This is a genomic window from Pseudomonas sp. IT-347P, assembly GCF_949768005.1.
In the GTDB taxonomy this organism is placed as follows: Bacteria; Pseudomonadota; Gammaproteobacteria; order Pseudomonadales; family Pseudomonadaceae; genus Aquipseudomonas.
Genome location: NZ_CATKPQ010000055.1, coordinates 308861 through 325277 on the forward strand (window position 1 = coordinate 308861; position 16417 = coordinate 325277).

The 16417-nt window shown below is 62.6% G+C and carries 17 protein-coding genes; all 17 read right to left on the minus strand.

Annotated elements, in window-relative coordinates; translation table 11 throughout:
- Positions 1 to 6 precede the first annotated feature (6 nt).
- Entirely contained in the window at positions 7 to 1233 is a 1227-nt protein-coding gene (locus ACM6IV_RS21035) for a beta-ketoacyl-ACP synthase (RefSeq protein ID WP_414871471.1), read from the minus strand.
- Positions 1233 to 1961: a 3-oxoacyl-ACP reductase FabG gene (gene fabG / locus ACM6IV_RS21040; protein WP_414871472.1), complete on the minus strand. Its 729-nt coding sequence runs from the start codon at positions 1959 to 1961 to the stop codon at positions 1233 to 1235. The genes ACM6IV_RS21035 and fabG overlap by 1 nt, the downstream gene beginning before the upstream one ends.
- The gene (locus ACM6IV_RS21045) at positions 1954 to 2418 is read right to left on the minus strand and encodes a hotdog family protein (protein WP_414871473.1); all 465 of its coding nucleotides are present in this window, start codon (positions 2416 to 2418) and stop codon (positions 1954 to 1956) included. Before ACM6IV_RS21045 ends, fabG begins: the two co-directional genes overlap by 8 nt.
- The gene (locus ACM6IV_RS21050) at positions 2415 to 3611 is read right to left on the minus strand and encodes a beta-ketoacyl-[acyl-carrier-protein] synthase family protein (protein WP_414871474.1); all 1197 of its coding nucleotides are present in this window, start codon (positions 3609 to 3611) and stop codon (positions 2415 to 2417) included. Before ACM6IV_RS21050 ends, ACM6IV_RS21045 begins: the two co-directional genes overlap by 4 nt.
- Positions 3608 to 4204, minus strand: a complete 597-nt coding sequence (locus ACM6IV_RS21055) for a hypothetical protein (RefSeq protein ID WP_414871475.1) — start codon at positions 4202 to 4204, stop codon at positions 3608 to 3610. Before ACM6IV_RS21055 ends, ACM6IV_RS21050 begins: the two co-directional genes overlap by 4 nt.
- On the minus strand, positions 4204 to 4929 hold the full coding sequence (locus ACM6IV_RS21060; RefSeq protein ID WP_414871476.1) for a class I SAM-dependent methyltransferase: 726 nt from the start codon (positions 4927 to 4929) through the stop codon (positions 4204 to 4206). Before ACM6IV_RS21060 ends, ACM6IV_RS21055 begins: the two co-directional genes overlap by 1 nt.
- Positions 4926 to 6173, minus strand: coding sequence for an NAD(P)/FAD-dependent oxidoreductase (locus tag ACM6IV_RS21065; protein ID WP_414871477.1), 1248 nt, complete (start codon positions 6171 to 6173; stop codon positions 4926 to 4928). Before ACM6IV_RS21065 ends, ACM6IV_RS21060 begins: the two co-directional genes overlap by 4 nt.
- Positions 6160 to 7323, minus strand: a complete 1164-nt coding sequence (locus ACM6IV_RS21070) for a sodium:proton antiporter (RefSeq protein ID WP_414871478.1) — start codon at positions 7321 to 7323, stop codon at positions 6160 to 6162. Before ACM6IV_RS21070 ends, ACM6IV_RS21065 begins: the two co-directional genes overlap by 14 nt.
- Positions 7320 to 9659: an MMPL family transporter gene (locus ACM6IV_RS21075; RefSeq protein ID WP_414871479.1), complete on the minus strand. Its 2340-nt coding sequence runs from the start codon at positions 9657 to 9659 to the stop codon at positions 7320 to 7322. Before ACM6IV_RS21075 ends, ACM6IV_RS21070 begins: the two co-directional genes overlap by 4 nt.
- Entirely contained in the window at positions 9643 to 10245 is a 603-nt protein-coding gene (locus ACM6IV_RS21080) for an outer membrane lipoprotein carrier protein LolA (RefSeq protein WP_414871480.1), read from the minus strand. Before ACM6IV_RS21080 ends, ACM6IV_RS21075 begins: the two co-directional genes overlap by 17 nt.
- On the minus strand, positions 10242 to 10667 hold the full coding sequence (locus tag ACM6IV_RS21085) for an acyl-CoA thioesterase (protein ID WP_414871481.1): 426 nt from the start codon (positions 10665 to 10667) through the stop codon (positions 10242 to 10244). Before ACM6IV_RS21085 ends, ACM6IV_RS21080 begins: the two co-directional genes overlap by 4 nt.
- Positions 10660 to 12204, minus strand: coding sequence for an HAL/PAL/TAL family ammonia-lyase (locus ACM6IV_RS21090; protein ID WP_150692986.1), 1545 nt, complete (start codon positions 12202 to 12204; stop codon positions 10660 to 10662). Before ACM6IV_RS21090 ends, ACM6IV_RS21085 begins: the two co-directional genes overlap by 8 nt.
- Positions 12185 to 13132, minus strand: coding sequence for a glycosyl transferase (locus ACM6IV_RS21095; protein WP_414871482.1), 948 nt, complete (start codon positions 13130 to 13132; stop codon positions 12185 to 12187). The genes ACM6IV_RS21090 and ACM6IV_RS21095 overlap by 20 nt, the downstream gene beginning before the upstream one ends.
- Complete coding sequence (locus ACM6IV_RS21100; RefSeq protein WP_414871483.1) at positions 13129 to 13863, minus strand: glycosyltransferase family 2 protein; 735 nt, start codon at positions 13861 to 13863, stop codon at positions 13129 to 13131. The genes ACM6IV_RS21095 and ACM6IV_RS21100 overlap by 4 nt, the downstream gene beginning before the upstream one ends.
- Before the next feature lie 77 nt (positions 13864 to 13940).
- Positions 13941 to 15620, minus strand: coding sequence for an AMP-binding protein (locus ACM6IV_RS21105; RefSeq protein ID WP_414871484.1), 1680 nt, complete (start codon positions 15618 to 15620; stop codon positions 13941 to 13943).
- A complete protein-coding gene (locus tag ACM6IV_RS21110; protein WP_414871485.1) occupies positions 15617 to 16162 on the minus strand; it encodes a hypothetical protein in 546 nt (181 codons plus the stop codon). The genes ACM6IV_RS21105 and ACM6IV_RS21110 overlap by 4 nt, the downstream gene beginning before the upstream one ends.
- On the minus strand, positions 16159 to 16413 hold the full coding sequence (locus ACM6IV_RS21115) for an acyl carrier protein (protein WP_064388843.1): 255 nt from the start codon (positions 16411 to 16413) through the stop codon (positions 16159 to 16161). The genes ACM6IV_RS21110 and ACM6IV_RS21115 overlap by 4 nt, the downstream gene beginning before the upstream one ends.
- Between the last annotated feature and the right edge of the window lie 4 nt (positions 16414 to 16417).

The window sequence follows — 16417 nt, forward strand, 5'->3', positions numbered from 1 at the left end:
TTGCGGTCATTGCCAGCGGCGGAAAATCAACGAGGTGTTGACGCCACCAAAAGCGAAATTGTTGTTCATCACGTAGTCGTGATGCATCTGGCGGAATTCGCCGCGCAGGTAATCGAGCTTGCCGCAGTGCGGATCGACTTCGTCGAGGTTGAACGTGTGCACGTACAGGTCGCGGTTCATCATCTCGATGCTGAACCACGACTCCAGCGCGCCACAGGCGCCGAGGGTGTGGCCGAGGAAGCTTTTCTGCGAGCTGATCGGCATGTGTTCACCGAACAAACTGCTGGTCGCCATTGTTTCGGCAATGTCGCCCTGTTCTGTAGCGGTGCCGTGGCCATTTACATAACCGATGGCGTCCGGCGCGAGTCCGGCGTCTTCCAGCGCCAGTTCCATGGCGCGGCGCATGGTCACTTGTTCCGGGCGTGTGGTGTGCTGGCCGTCGGCGTTGCTGCCGAAACCGACGATCTCGGCATGGATGTGCGCACCGCGGGCGAGGGCGTGTTCCAGCTCTTCGAGCACCAGCATGCCGCCGCCTTCACCGATTACCAGGCCGTCGCGGCCCTTGTCGTAAGGGCGCGGGCTGGTCTGCGGTGCATCGTTTTTCAGGCTGGTGGCATAGAGCGCGTCGAAGACCATGGCCTCGGTCGGGCATAGTTCTTCGGCGCCGCCGGCGAGCATCAACGGCAGGCGGCCGAACTTGATCGCCTCGTAAGCGTAACCGATGCCTTGGCTGCCGCTGGTGCAGGCGCTGGACGTCGGGATCAGCCGCCCGGTGAGGCCAAAAAAGATGCTGATATTGGCCGCCGTGGTGTGCGGCATCATCCGCACGTAGGAGTTGGCGTTGAGGCCCTCGGCCACCGAGTTGAGCAGCATATTGCCGAACGCTTTGATCTCGTCGGTGCTGCCGGTGGACGAACCGCAAGCGACGCCCATGCGCCCGTCCGTGATCGATTCGTCGCCAAGCAAACCGGCGTCAGCCAGGGCTTTTTCCGCCGCGCCGACCGCCAGTCGCGACACCCGCCCCATGCTGCGCAGTTGCTTGCGGGTCCAGTGCGCGGGCACTGCAAAGTCATCGATCGGCCCGGCCAGACGTGTGTTGAGTTCGCTGAAGCGATCCCACTCGTCCATGCGACGGATGCCACTGCGGTTGGCCGCAAAGTTGCCGGCGATGGTCTCCCAGTCGCTGCCCAGCGAGGTGATGCCGGCCATGCCGGTGACGACGACGCGCTTCATCAGCACAAGCCTCCGTTGACCGCCAGAACCTGACGGGTGATGTACGAGGCTTCCGCCGACATCAGGAAATTCACCGCAGCGGCCACCTCTTGCGGGGTGCCCATGCGTTGCGCGGGGATCATTTTCATCAATTCTTCCACCGGCACGTTTTCATCCAGCATCGCCGTGTCGATCAGGCCCGGCGCGACACAGTTAACGGTGATTTTGCGCTTGCCCAGCTCGATCGCCAACGCCTTTGCCGCGCCGATCACGCCGGCCTTGGAAGCGCTGTAGTTGACCTGGCCACGGTTGCCGATCAGCCCCGACACCGAGGTGATGCAAACAATGCGTCCGGCGGCGCGACGGCGGATCATCGGCATCATCACCGGGTGCAGCACGTTGTAGAAACCGTCGAGGTTGGTGCGCAGGACCACGTCCCAATCGTCATCGCTCAGCGCGGGAAACGCGCCGTCGCGAGTCAGCCCGGCGTTCAACACCACGCCGTAATAGGCACCGTGGCTTTCAACGTCGGCTTCAAGAATGGCTTTGCAGGTTTCCCGATCGGCAACGTCGAATTGCAGGATCCGCGCCTGCCGGCCCAGCGCTTCGATTTCCACCTGAACGGCTTGCGCTTCAGCCACACCGCTGCGGCAATGCAGAACGATGTCGTGCCCGGCTTGTGCCAGGCGCAAGGCAATGGCGCGGCCGATGCCACGGCTGGAGCCGGTGACCAGTACGGATTCAGTCATCGTTCGACTCCTGTGTCTGTTGCAGATATTGATTGACCTGAGGCGGACGGAACACATTCAGGCGCGCGCTGGCGTGAATGCCGGCGCCGTTGATATGGCATTCGAAGACGCCCATGCCGTTGTCGTCTTCCAGCGAGCGCAGGCCATGGACGGTCAGCTCGCTGCCCGCGGGAAAGGCTTCGACATTGCACTCGAACTTGCGCGTGCCGAGCAGAAAGCCCAGCTCCACCGGATTGCCTTTGTGCCGCGCGTGGCACCCGGCAAATGCGGCGACGCTCTGCGCCATCAGCTCAATGCCGACCCAGGCCGGCAGGCTGCCGTCGGGCAGGTTGAACAGGCCATCGGGCTTGACCGTGAGCCGGGTGTAAATCTGCTCATCGTCAAAGCTTGTGATGCTGTCGATCAGAATCATGTCGCCCGCATGGGGCAGCAGTTCGGCGAGCGGCCAGGGAGTCATGGGGCGTCTCCGATAATCAGGCTGACGTTGTTGCCGCCGAAGGCAAACGAGTTGCTCATCAGGTAGCGGGGTGCAATGGACGTCAGGCGCTCGCTCGCGGTCACCCAGTGCAGCGGCGGCAGCGCCGGGTCGGCCTGCGCGTCCCAGACGTGCGGCGGCAAGGCGCGATCGGGGTTGTCTGCGCTCAGGCTCAGCCAGCAGAACGCCGCTTCCAGCGCACCGGCCGCGCCGAGGGTGTGGCCGGTCATCGGTTTGGTAGAGGAACAGGCGACGCCGTCGGGGAACAGCGTGGCAACCGCCAGACTTTCCATGGCGTCGTTGTGTTGGGTGGCGGTGCCGTGCAGGTTCAGGTAGTTAATCTGCGTCGCTTGCACGTGCGCGCGGTTCAAGGCTTTCTGCATCGCTTGCAAGGCGCCGCGGCCGGTTGGTTCAGGGGCAGAAATATGATGGGCGTCGGAACTGGCACCAGCACCGAGCAAGGCGATGGCCGGGCCGCCAGCAGGTTGTTTGCTCATGACGAACAGCACCGCGGCTTCGCCGATATTGATGCCGTTGCGGTTGGCCGAGAACGGATTGCAGCGCTGGTCGGACATCGCTTCCAGTGACGAGAAACCGTTGAGGGTCAGTTTGCACAGGCTATCAACGCCGCCACACAGCACCGCGTCGCACAGGCCCAGATCGAGCAAACGCTGAGCACTCATCAACGCCCGGGCGCTGGAGGTGCAGGCGGTGGAAATCACATACGCCGGGCCGCTGAGTTGCAGCCAGTCAGCGAGGAAATTGGCCGGGGCGCCGAGTTCTTGTTGCCGATAATCGTATTCCGCCGGGAACTGCTGCTCGCGAATGTAGTGCGCCAGCCCACGGCTGGCCTCGTCGATGCCCGAGGTGCTGGTGCCAAGCACCACACCGATGCGCTCACGGCCGTAGGTCTGGATCGCTTGATCGATGTCATCGCGAATCTGCAACGCCGCTTCCAGCAGCAGCTGATTGTTGCGGCTGCGCTGATCGGCGAGTGCTGCCGGGATCGCCGCCAGTTCGCCCTGGACGGCGGCCACGGGCAGCTCGCGCCCGGCTATCCAGCCGGATTCGCGGCGCATGCCCGAGCAGTCGCCGGCGAACAGGTTGCGCGCGACGGTTTGTTTGTCGCGGCCCAGTGCGCAGATCACGCCGAGGGCATTCAGGTAAGCGGTCATGGCGTCGATTCACCGAGCGGGGAAACGCGATAGTGCGGGCCTTGGGGCAGGTTCAATTCGAAGCTCAACGGTTGTGAATAGTGGATATCCCAACGTGCCGGCAGAGAACGTTGTTGTCCCAGTTGTTGCGCGGCGGGGTAATTGCGCAGCAGTTCGCCGGACGGGGTCAGAGCGAACAACAGCGCAGCAAACAGTTCCCGGGCTTCCGGGTTCGGCGGCAGCAGCCCATCGGCTTGCCAGTGGCCGTCGATCAGTTGTTGACGCGCCTGGGGAATGCCCAGCGGGTCCATCATCGACCAGCGAATGCCCGGACCTTCGCGCTGGATCACTAGCAGCCAGTCCTGGCGTTGCTCGGCTTGTTGGCGTTCGATGTGCAGTTGCAGCGGTAGCGGCAGTGTTGGATTGCCCACCGGCAACGGCGCCTGGCTGGCGCAGGCACTCAACAGAAGCATCACGCCGACCACAAAAAGTCGCCACACCGCGGACACTGTGGGAGCGAGCCTGCTCGCGATAGCGGTCGCACACTCAACATACAGGTTGGCTGACCCACCGCTATCGCGAGCAGGCTCACTCCTACAAGTATTTGTGTACATCAGGAAACCTCTGCCAGCGGCTTGCGCGCTACGACGTTGACCAAGGTCTCTTCGCGCTCACCAAACGGCTTCGGCTTGCGCAACCCGAACCGCTCCAGCAAACCGAAATCCTTCGACCGGCTCCACCACAGATACGGGTAGGAAACATTGCGTTCGCCAAACTCGAAACCCTGCTCGCGAATCATCTGCAGATACTGCGCCGCACTCTTCTGCACGTGCATCGGATGACGGAACAGCCAGCGAATCACCCACGTATCAATGTAAGCCTCGGTGGACTCGGCGAACAGCAAATAGCCACCCGGCTTCAATACGCGATAAAACTCGGCCAGGGCTTTTTCCTGTTCGACCAGATGATGAAAAGTCTGATGGCAGAACAACAGATCAACGCTGGCGTCCGGCACATTGAGCGTCGCGCAGTCACTGCCGATCAGCTCTACGTGCAGATCCAGACGCGCCGCTTCTTCACCGCTCAATTCAAGGCTGTGCGGGTCGGCATCAACGCCGATCAAACGCTGTGGCGCAAAGGTCTGGCGCAGATGAGCGAACGACTTGCCCTGACCACAACCGGCATCCAGCAACACCGGGTTTTGCGGCAACGACTCGCTGAACAGCCCGCGCAAATCATTGATCGCCACGCGCAACACATGGTGCTGCCAGGTGTGGCTGCGCAGGAACCAGAAACCGAAGCGGGTTTCCTCGACGTAGCTGTCGCTCAAGTAATTCATGGGGCGTCCTTTGCACAAAGTTCGGAAATCATCTTCAAGCGCCGGCGCGCTTCACTGACGAACGGGTTGCGCTCATCCCAGGCATAACCGGCGAGGATCGAGCAGATCATCCGGCGGATGTCGGCCTGGCTGTCTTCATAGAAAATCACGTCCTGGAAGGTGCCGGCGTACCAGCCCTCGACGTAGCAGCGGAAGGTGTCGACGCCGCGCTTCAGTGGCTCGGCGAATTCGCCTTGCCAGTCGACGGTTTCACCCTGCAACTGACGGTGCAGTACTGCGGCGGCCATGCTCGCCGAGCGCATCGCGATGGTCACGCCGGAGGAGAACACCGGGTCGAGAAATTCCGCCGCGTTGCCGAGCAAGGCAAAGCCCGGCCCGTGCAGGGTTTTCACATTGGCGGCATACCCGCCGAGCGTGCGCGCCGGGGTGTCCCATACGGCATTATCGAGTACACCGGCAAGGCTCGGGGTTTCGGCGATGAAACCGCGCAGGCAGGCATCCAGATCGCTGTCGCGGCCCTTGAAATGTTCCTCGGCCGCGACCACGCCCACCGAGCAGCGACCGTTGCTGAACGGGATCGTCCAGAACCAGATATCGCGGTGTTGCGGATGGGTGGTGACGAGGATTTTTTCGCGGTCGAACGCCGGGTTGTCGATGTGATCTTCAACGTGGGTGAACACCGCTTGGCGCACCGGAAAGTTCGAAGGTGCTTCGAGGTCCAGCAAGCGCGACAGCACGCGACCGTAGCCGCTGGCATCGAGGACGAAGTCCGCTTCGACGCGATACGCGCTGCCGTCCTCGCGACGCACCTCCAGTTGCGGTTTCGTCCGCTCGAAATCGACGCTGACGATGGCATCGCCGTAGCGGATTTCCGCGCCTTGCAACGCCGCTTGATCGGCCAACAGTTTGTCGAAGTCGGCGCGCTGCACCTGGAACGTGGTCGGCTTGCCGTCGGTAAACGTGTCGCCAAAATCGAAGGCGCTGTAACGCTCGCCCCAGGCGAATGCGGCGCCGGTCTTGCGCTGGAAGCCGGCGGCGTTGACGGCGTCGAGCATGCCGGCTTCTTCGACGAAATCCAGGCAATGGCTGAGCAGGCTTTCGCCAATGGAAAAACGTGGAAAATGCTGGCGCTCGAGCACCAGCACATCGTGGCCCTTGTGCTTGAGCAGCGCGGCGGCGATGGCGCCGGACGGGCCGGCGCCGATGATCACGACCTGACGGGATTCCATTTCAACGATTGGCACGTGAGCTCCGGGGCAGAGGCTGCTTCAGATTCAAGGGTGCGCGATGCAGGCCGATCAGGGCCGGTAGCAGCGTCGCGATCAGGCCCATCAGCATCAGCGCGAAGTACAGCGCCGGGGTGATGAGTTGTTGTTGCAACAACAAATTGAGAAAGACGATTTCGCTGAGGCCACGAATGTTCAGCAACACACTTTCACGCCAGCGGCTGGCGCCGTCGAACGAGGCGCCGGCCCAGCCGAGGCCGAGCCAGTTGCCGAGCAGTTTACTGGCAATCGGTAACAGCAGCAGCGCCGCCCATTGCACCGCGCCGAGGCTGGCGAGGGCGCTGTGCACGTCGATCTGCACAACGCCGAAGGTGAGGATCAGCGGAATCGCCAGCCACGTTTGCAAGCGGCTCATCCAGCGCGCCGGCAACGGTAGCACCAGTGGCACTTTCAATGCGGCCATACACAGCAGATAACCGATGCCGAAGATCAATGCGTTGAGTTTGTAATGCTCGGCCATCACCAAAAGCGCAAAGAACCCGAGGCTGTAGGTCAGCGGCCGACGCACACGCAACAGATTCAATAGCAACGGCACACAGGCGAGACCCAGCGGCAGCAGCAGACTGCTCAGATGCAGACTGCCCTGGGCGAGGCCGAACAGCGTCCAGCAGGTCAGATCAATGAGGATCGCGGTCTGCACCAGGCGGCGCGTGGCGGCGGGCGGGTAATCGATGTGGCGCAGATACAGGTACAGCACCGGGATCGCGGTAATCGCGAACACCAGGCCGATCGCCAACGAGTTGAGCCACGGCTGCGCGGGCAATAGCCAATAAGCCGCGGCCAGACCACAGGCGAACGGCACGACGAAACTCGGCAGGGCAATTTTCACGCTCTGCCGATCGAGTTTCAGATCGATTACATCACTGAGGATATGCCCGAGCAGCAAGGCGAAACTCAGGCTGTAGAGGTTTTTCAGCCAGTCTGGCGCGATCAGCTGTGCGCCGCTGAGCTGCCAGCCCGGCTCGATCCAGAAATACATCAGCAGCGGCAGGCCGAAGCTTGCCAACAGCAACTGGCTGACGATCGGGATCAGACCGAAGTGGCGCCCAATGCGAGTGGCGATGGCGAACAACGCCAAGGCCAGCAGCCAGAAACCGACGACCATCACGCTGCGGGCTCCGTGACGACGGCGGCCTGTTCGTGACGCCCGGCCCACGGTGCGAGCATGAAGCTGAACGCCAGACCGAGGCTCACCGCCAGACCGAAGTTGCTCACCGCCGGTGTGCTGGAAACCGCCAGCAACCCAAACGACAGCCACGTCGTCACAGCGGCCAGCAAGGTACCCAGCAAGCTCACCGCCGCACCACCGACTTGCTCACGCATGAGAATCGCGTAGTCGACGCTGATCGCCGTCACCAGCAGCAGGCCGAACAGGCTGAACAGGGTCAGCGGCTGACCGAGCCAGCCCAGACTGGCCAGACTGCACAGGGCGGCGAGCAGTGGCAGGGCGACGATGCGCAGCGCCCCGCCGAGACCGAATGGAAGCATCAGCACCAGCACGATTAACGCGCAGGAAGCGAGTTTCAATTCAGCGGCACTGATTTGCGTCGCCGCAAAGACTTCATTCAATTCACCGAGACGATCGACCAGCGTCACCCCCGGCAAATCCAGTGCTTGCACACGCAACAGCGCCGGATTGTTCAAACCTTGCAGGCTGGTCATCGCCGCCACGCCGCCTTCGCTGGGTCCGAGCCAGAGCGTGCGATAAGGCTCGCCGAGCGGGCCGGCCAGCGCCGCGTCGATGTCTTCGGCGGGCACAGTCTGCAGCTGTTGCAGTTCGTTTTGCAGGGCGGCGAGTGGCACGCCGAGTTCGAGCAGTGGCTGCCAGTATTGCGGCAGTTGATTCAGTGCCTGGCGTACCTGTTCCTGCTGGTTCGGCGGGCTGACCAATTGGTCGAGGGCCAGATAGCCTTGCAGTTTGTCGAGGTTGACCAATTGCTCCAGGCGCTCGCTCAGTGCGGCCTGCCGCTCGAGCAATTGCTGCTGATTGTCGGCGCGCACCAGGAAGAACTGGCTGGTCGGCTGATAGCCGGTGATGCGCGCGATGGTCTGCGCTTCGTCGGTCAGCTGTTGCGGTGCGCCGACCCATTGGCGAATGTCGTTCTTGCTTTGCAGCTGCAGCAGACCGCCGACACAGAAGGCGATCAGCAGCGCCAGCAATACGGGCGTGCGCACACGTTCGAGGAGTTTTTCCCGCAGCGCGATCAGGCGCTCGGCCAGATGCAGCGGCCATTGCGCGGGGCGCAGTTCGACGTTGTTCAGCAGCGCCGGCAACAGGCACACCGCCGACAGATAGGCACCGAGCAATCCGGCGGCGGAGAACACCGCGATTTGCGTCAGCGCCGGGAACGGCGTCCACGCCAGCGCCAGATAACCGATGGCACTGGTGATCAGGCTCAGGGTCAGCCCGGAAAGCGTCAAACGCAACGCCGGCCAACTGCGCCACGGCTTCAGGCTCCAGCTCTTCGACAAATAGTGCAGCGGGTAATCCACGGCCACGCCGATCAGGCTGGAACCGAGCACCAGCGTCATCACATGCATGTGACCGAACAGCGCCACACACGCCACCGCACCGAACAACATGCCCACCAGCACCGGCACGAACGCCAGCAACACGCGCCAGCGGCGGAAGGCGAGCAACAGCAGCAACAGAATACCGACCGTGGCGCCACCGCCAACCCAGGTCATTTCGCGTGTGGCTTGCTGCTGGCCGTTGGCCGCGTACAGCAAGCCGCTGGCGGCCAGCAATTGCACGTCGGATTTAGCCGCCTGCTCGCGGCTTTGCTGTAACAGCGCCGCGACTTGCAGCGGCAGGTTCATATCGAAAGCATTGCCGGTGGTGCGCGCGCGCAGCAGCACCCAGCTCTTGCCGTCGGCATCGGCAATCAGCGCCCCACTGCCGATATCCAGTTGCACCGCACCATGCTGCGGCTGACTGTTCTGAATGCGCCCGGTCAGGCCCAACCAGTCATCCTGGCTTGGCACCAGACTGAAACCGCTGAACGGGTCGAACATGGCCTGTACGCGTTGCTGAATGAACACGTCGGGATGTTCGATCAGCAGTTGCCGATCATCCGCCGAGAGCATCGCCAGCCGCCCGTGCAGCAGTTGCGTGCGCAGCGCTGGCAGATCCGCCTGCAGGTTCCACTGCACTTTTTCGAACAGGCCACTGGCCTGCCATTGCTCGCCCAGCGTCTGCGCCATGGCCACCGCGTGCTGACGATCGGCGTGGCCGACCAGCACCAGCATTTCGCGGTTGAGCGGTTCCTGCATGCGCTGCTCGGCGCGCTGTTCGAGAGCGTCGGGGTGGGTGCCGGGCACGAGTTCCATTAGGTTCGCCGACAGCGGCGCACCGTCGCGCCACTGCCAACCGGCCAGCGCGACGACCGCCAGCAAAAGGATCAGAAACAGCCAAGGCAGCCTGCGTTCACTCGGCAAAGTCATGTTGCTCCGCGTCGCTCAACGGTTGCCCGGCGGTGCTGTCCTGCATGCGCAGCACGGTGCTGTCGCCCTGGGTTTCCAGCAGTTCGATGGTTTGCACCAGCGCGCCGCCGTCGATATTGATCTGATTGAACACTTGCTTGAGCAGCAGCGAGCGTGGGGTCAGGGTCAGTTTCCACTGCTGTGCGTCGCCGCTCAGGGCCAGTTCGAAATCCCGTTGCAGACCGCTGCTGTCACCCTGCAGTACGGCGAGGAACAAGCGGTTCTGCTCAGCCCCGGCGCTCTTGTTCGGCAGCAGTTGCCAGCCATTGCCGTCACGCCGGGCGATGCCCTTGGCGGTGATGCGGTAGTCCTGTTGCAGCGGGGTTTTCAGCAGCCAGAGCAGGCCGTGATTTTTCGCCAGGACGAAATTGCCCTTGCTGATCAGCGGCTGGGGCAGGGCGCGCAGGTGTTTTTCCTGGATGAACTGGCCGTGAATCACGTCCGGTTTCGCCAGTTGCTCGCTGAGCTGTTGCAGATCGAAGGCGTTGGCCAGCGCTGACAGCGTCAGCAGCGCCAATACACTCAGGCTTTTAACCAAAACATTCATCGCAGCATCCTTTCTACGGCATCGGTGAAGACTTTCGGCGAAGCCAGTTGCATCTCGCGGCTGCTCACTTCGACGGCGACTTGCACCGAGCTGGCGCGGGTCAGGCGTTCGCCGCTTTGCAGGTCGGTGATCAGGTAGTTGATCTTCAGGCGGTTTTCCCACTCGACCAGGCTGGCGCGCACATTCAGGCGTTGACCGAACACCGCGCCACGGACGTAGCGCAATTGCAGGTCGATGATCGGCCAGGCGTAACCGGACTCGGCCATTTGCGTGTAGTTATGGCCGATCCTGTCCAGCAGCGCACAGCGGGCGACTTCGAGGTATTTGACGTAATGCCCGTGCCAGACCACGTGCATGGTGTCGACGTCGAAGAACGGCACGAGGATTTCCGTGTCGGCGTGAAGCACTCCGGCGCTACGCATGCAGCCTCCAGTGTTGCGCGGCGATGCGTTGCAGGCACAGGCGCAGTTCGCCCTCGAGCGCGCGGTCTTCGATGACCGGCGGGAAGTCCTTGGCCAGTTCTTCATGCATCGCCGCCAGCGAGGGTGGCAGCGGTCGCGCATCTTCAGCCTGGGCGCGCAGCCATACGCCCTGATTGGCGGCGAGCAAGGTGGCGGCGGCGACCTGTTCGGTCAGCTCCAGCACACGGATCGCGTCGCGAGCGGCGATGGTGCCCATGCTCACTTTGTCCTGGTTGTGGCATTCGGTGGAGCGCGAGAACACGCTGGCCGGCATGGTGTTTTTCAATGCTTCGGCGGTCCAGGCGCTGGTGCCGATCTGCACGGCCTTGAAACCGTGGTTGATCATCGCCCGGTCTGCCGGCGCGCCGGAGAGGTTGCTCGGCAGGCCGTGGTTGTAACGCTCATCCACCAGCAGGGCGAGTTGCCGATCGAGCAGGTCGGCGACGTTGGCCACCAGGTTTTTCAGGCTGTCCATGGCGAACGCAATGTGCCCGCCGTAGAAGTGCCCGCCGTGCAGCACGCGTTCGGCTTCGGCATCGATGATCGGGTTGTCGTTGGCGCTGTTCAGTTCGGTTTCGATGAACGAACGCAGCCAGTTCAAGCTGTCGGCCAAAACGCCGAGGACATGTGGGGCGCAACGCAGCGAGTAACGATCCTGCAGGCGATGCAGCGGCGCCGTTGGTGCGTCGATCGCCAGATCCTTGCGCAGCCACGCGGCGACCTGCATCTGCCCCGGATGCGGTTTGGCGGCGAACAGGCGCTCGTCGAAGTGTTCCGGATTGCCTTGCAGTGCGACCACGTTGAGCGCGGTGATGCGCGTGGCCAGTTGCAGCAGATAGTCGGCACGGGCGAAGGCGAGGCAGGCGAGGCCGGTCATCACAGCGGTGCCGTTCATCAGCGCGAGCGCTTCTTTCGGGCGCAGCACCAGCGGCGTCCAGCCGAGTTCGCGATGTACATCGGCAGATTGACGGCGCTCGCCACGGAACATCACTTCGCGCTCGCCGGACAAGGTTGCGGCGACGTAGGACAACGGCGTCAGATCACCGCTGGCGCCGACCGAACCCTCTTCCGGGATCAACGGCAGGATGTCGTATTCAAGGAACGCGTGCAGACGCTCCAAAAGTTCGACGCGCACCCCGGAGACGCCGTGGCACAACGACTGCAAACGTGCTGCGAGCACCGCGCGAGTGGCTTGCGCATCAAGCAGTTTGCCCAGCCCGCAACCGTGGAAAGTGTAGAGATGACGCGGCAGCGCTTCGACGTGATGCAACGGTACTGCAACCACGCAGGAGTCGCCGTAACCGGTGGTCACGCCGTAGATCACGCCTTCCTTGTCCAGCAGCGAATCGAGGAAACGCGCACCCTTGGCGATGCGTTCGCGATAGTCGGCGTCGCTCTGCAACTGCACGGGCGCCTGACGGTTGGCCAGAGCCAGCACGTCTTCGATGCGCAAGGGGCGTTCGCCGAAGGTTACCGGCTCATGGGTTGGCGTCGTCATCGGTCTTCCAGAAAGGGTAAAAGTTGAACCATTGTTGCGGTGCTTCGAGGCAATAGTGACTCAAGCGCTGCGCATAACGGGTGGCCCACTGATGAATGACCTGCTCGCGCTCGCTGCGCTTCCACACCACGGCGTCAGCGAAGGGCTCGAGGGTCAGGCGATAGTGGCCATCGGGCTGCTTGAGACACATCAGCAGATTGACCGGGCATTTCAACAGACCGGCGAGTAGCCATGGGCCTTGCGGGAATGGCGCCGGATGGCCAAGGAAATCGACGGTGACACTCCGCCCGCCGTGCAGCGGCACGCGGTCGCCGGCAATCGCCAGCCACTCGCCGCGCTCCAGGCGTTCGTGCAGTTGCAGCATGATCACCGGGTCGAGTTCGCTGACCTGAATCAGGCGCAGATTGGTCGCCCCGGCTTCGCCCAGCAAACGGTTGAATTGCTCGGCGTGCTTGGTATGCACCAGCACATTCATGGTGACCTTTTCACCGATCTCCGCCAGTGCCCGGCACACCTCGAGATTGCCCAGGTGCGCGCCGACCAGCAGCTGCCCGCGACTGCCGCGCAACTGATTACGCAGCAAAGCCGGGTCGATGATTTCGATCTGTTCGATGCGCAGCTTGCCGTTCCACACGTCGAGCTTGTCGAGCATCGAATCGGCAAACGCCATGAACTGGCCGAACACGCGCCAATGGGTGGGACGCAATTCCTCGCGCTGACTCCACGCGGCCAGGCGCTGCTGGTATTGCCAGGCACTGTGCCGAGCGGTGCGGCCGAACAGGAAAAAGTACAGGACGATGCCGTACAACAACGGGCTGAGCAGGCGTCGGCCAAGGACCTTGGCGGCGAACGCGGTGAATTTCATCAGCAGAAAACTGCCGCGTTCTTCGCGGTCAGCCCAGTGCTGCTTGTCGGCTTCGCCAGTCATGCGCGCCACCGGCGCCAGAGGATTACCGGGAAACGCAGCAACATGCCGAGAAACAGCCGCGTATGCATGCCGGAAATCAGCGCGTTGTCGTGGAACAGGCGGAAGTGCGACACACCGTCCAGCGGGTAGTGGACGCTGGTTTGCAACCAGCGCATCGGCTGATTGCGCCACGACAGGCGCACGAGAATATCCGAATCGAAATCCATGCGTTTGCCGACTTTCGCCGAGTCGATCACCGCCAGCGTCGGGGCCAGTGGATAGACGCGAAAACCGCACATCGAATCGCGGATCTGCAGCGACAGCGTATTGATCCAGACCATCACGTGGGTCAGGTAGCGTGCGTACAAACGGCCTTTCGGCACGCTCTCGTCGAACAGCGGATAACCGCAGATCATCGCCTCGGGATGGGCGCGGGACTCCTCGACAAAACGGGCGACATCGTGCAAATCGTGCTGGCCGTCGGCATCGACCTGCAGCGCATGGCTGAAACCCAATAGCGCGGCTTCGCGCAAACCGGTCATCACCGCGCCGCCCTTGCCCTGATTGGCGGTCAGGCGCACCAGATGCACGTTGTCGTGCCCGGCCAGTGCGTCGAGCACTTTCGCGCAGGACGGGCTGCTGGCGTCGTCCACCAGAATGCACGGCAGGCCTTGCTCGAGCAGAGCGTCGACCACGCTACCGATTGCCGTTTCGTGGTTGTAGACCGGGATCACGGCGCAAGGGTTATGCATACGTTTTCTCCACTGGAAGACCGCGATCCCTGTAGGAGTGAGCCTGCTCGCGATTGAGTGCGCAGCACTCACCAAGGTCAACCATGCTCTACACCCAAAAGAATCCGCCCACTGGAGCAGGTCGCCGTGTCATTACGGTAAGCGAAATACAATTTGCGCCGCTCGGGATCAAACCGCAGGTGCAACTGGACTTCATCGCCGGGACGCACCAATTGCTGGAATTTCAACACTTCCATGCCAGCGAACGGGCCGGTCAGGTTGAGCAATTGCCGACCGAGGTTCAGCGCCCATTCCACCTGCACCACGCCGGGCAAGACCGGTGCCTTGGGGAAGTGGCCGCTGAAGTAGGCCAGATCCGGTGGCACGCTGAGTTGCAGGCTCCACTCGCCAGCGGTTTCGAGTTGTTCCAGCACTTCGGGTGTTTTCGGTCGCGGCGCCATCAGCAGCGCTTCGATATCGGCTTGCGGCAGCTTGCCTTGGCTGTTCAACGGCAATTGCCGCACCAGCCGCCAGCGCCGGGGTAGCGCGAGGGCTTCACAGTGTTGGCGCAAATGCTGGCGCAGGGTTTCGGTCAGGCTGCGGCGGCCGTGCTCACGCAAGGCAAACAGGCCGGCCTCGGTCAGCACCAGCAGAGCTCCTAGGGAGGCGCGATTTTCTTGCACCACGCCCAGGCGCGCTTCGGCGATCCATTCGTGGGCAATCAAGGCTTGCTCGAGCATCGGCAGCGAGATGCGTTTTTCTTCGAGTTTGACGATCCGGTCCAGGCGTCCAAGCAGTTCGAAGCGGCCATCGGCGGCGATACGCGCGGCGTCGGCACTGTGCTCGACGTGGCCGGCAGGCAAGTAAGGTGAAGCGATCAGCAGGGCGCCGTCGCTGTCCTGACTCAATTCGACACCGGCGAACGGTTGCCACAGCTGTTCGCCCTGACGCCAGGCGATACCGCCGGTTTCCGAGCTGCCGAGGATTTCCGTCGGCCATTGCTGCAAGCGTTGCTGCAGACTTTGCGCCGCCTCAAGTGGCAATGCACCACCCGAGGAAAACACCCGGCGCACGGCGCTCAGGGCCGGCCAGTCGAGGTTGTCGCCCATGCGCTTGAGCAGCGCCGGGCTGGCCACCCAGGCGAAGGCCGGATGTTCGCGGCTGGCGCGTTGCAAGTCCTCGGGAAATGCCAGTTGCCGACGCACAAACGGCCGCCCGGCGCACAGCGGCCACAGCACGCGAAACAGCAAACCATAAATATGTTGGGTGGCGACGCTGCCGATGATGCAGGCCTCGCCGAGATCCGCGCCCCACAGTTGCTCCAGCGCTTCGACTTCATTGGCCAGTTGGCGCAGGGTCTTGTCGATGCGCTTGGGTTCGCCGCTGGAGCCGGATGTGCACAGGCTCAAACGGTATTGGTCGAGATTCAGTTCGGCGCCGGGTAACGGCGGCTGCTGAAAGTCGTTCAATTGTGCGTCATCGGCTTGATCCGTCAGCCATAGATCAACTTCACTCGACCAGCGCTGGCGGGTTTGCGCTTGGAGATCCGAAGGCAGCAGAACACTCACGCCTGCCCGCCACGCACCCAGCAGCGCGATGGCCAGTTCAGCGGCATCTTCCAGGTGCACCGCCAGACGTTTCACACCTTGCGCTTGCAGGCCGGCGGCTACGCTCAACGCGTGTTCGCACAGTTGCCCATGTTCAATGGCCGGTGCGTGGCTGATGGCCCGCGCCGGGACAGGCTTGAGCAACAGCTGCTCAAGTTTTATCCAGTTCATGTACGGCCTCTTACCCGTTGTCGTATCAGCCATTCAATGGCAAACATCAGGCCGATCAATCCATAGGAGATCAGGCCGGTGTACAACATCCACCAATTCAGCGGCGCCCACAGCGTCAGGAGGGCGGCGCACAAACCGTTGCAGAAGAAAAACACACTCCAGGCCACGGTGACCTTTCGCGTATAGCGAATCGCAATGTCCGGGAGTTCTGGCTCACGCAAGCGCGCCAGGCGCTCGACCATCGGTGGCCCGAATTGCAGGCTCAGGCTGAACAGCACCAGCATGAAGGCGCTGATCAGCACCGGGTACCAGCGCAGCAGCAGAGGGCTGTCGAACAGTGCCAGCAGCAGGCAGAACACGATCGCCACGGCGGCCATCCACAGGCTGCCGGGTTTGCGCTCGCCGGTCAGTGCCCGCGCCAGCCACAGGCTGCCCAGCAGCAGGCCGAACTGCCATGGCGCAAAGTGTTCCATGCCGAAATACACCGCAAACGGGTACAGCAGACCGGCCAGCAGCAGGCCCAGGCCGATCAAACGGCTCATGCGGCCGGTTGAACCAGACGGTAGACCGCCTCGACCACGTCACCGACAGTGCGCACCGATTTGAATTCTTCGGCGGCGATTTTCTTGCCGGTTTGGCGTTTGATGTGATCGATCAGATCGACCGCGTCGATGCTGTCGATTTCCAGATCCTGATAGAGGTTGGAGTCCAGGCTCACACGGGCCGGATCCAGTTCGAACAGCTCGACCAAGGCATCGCGCAGGGTGTTGAAAATATCGTCACGAGTTTGCATGGTC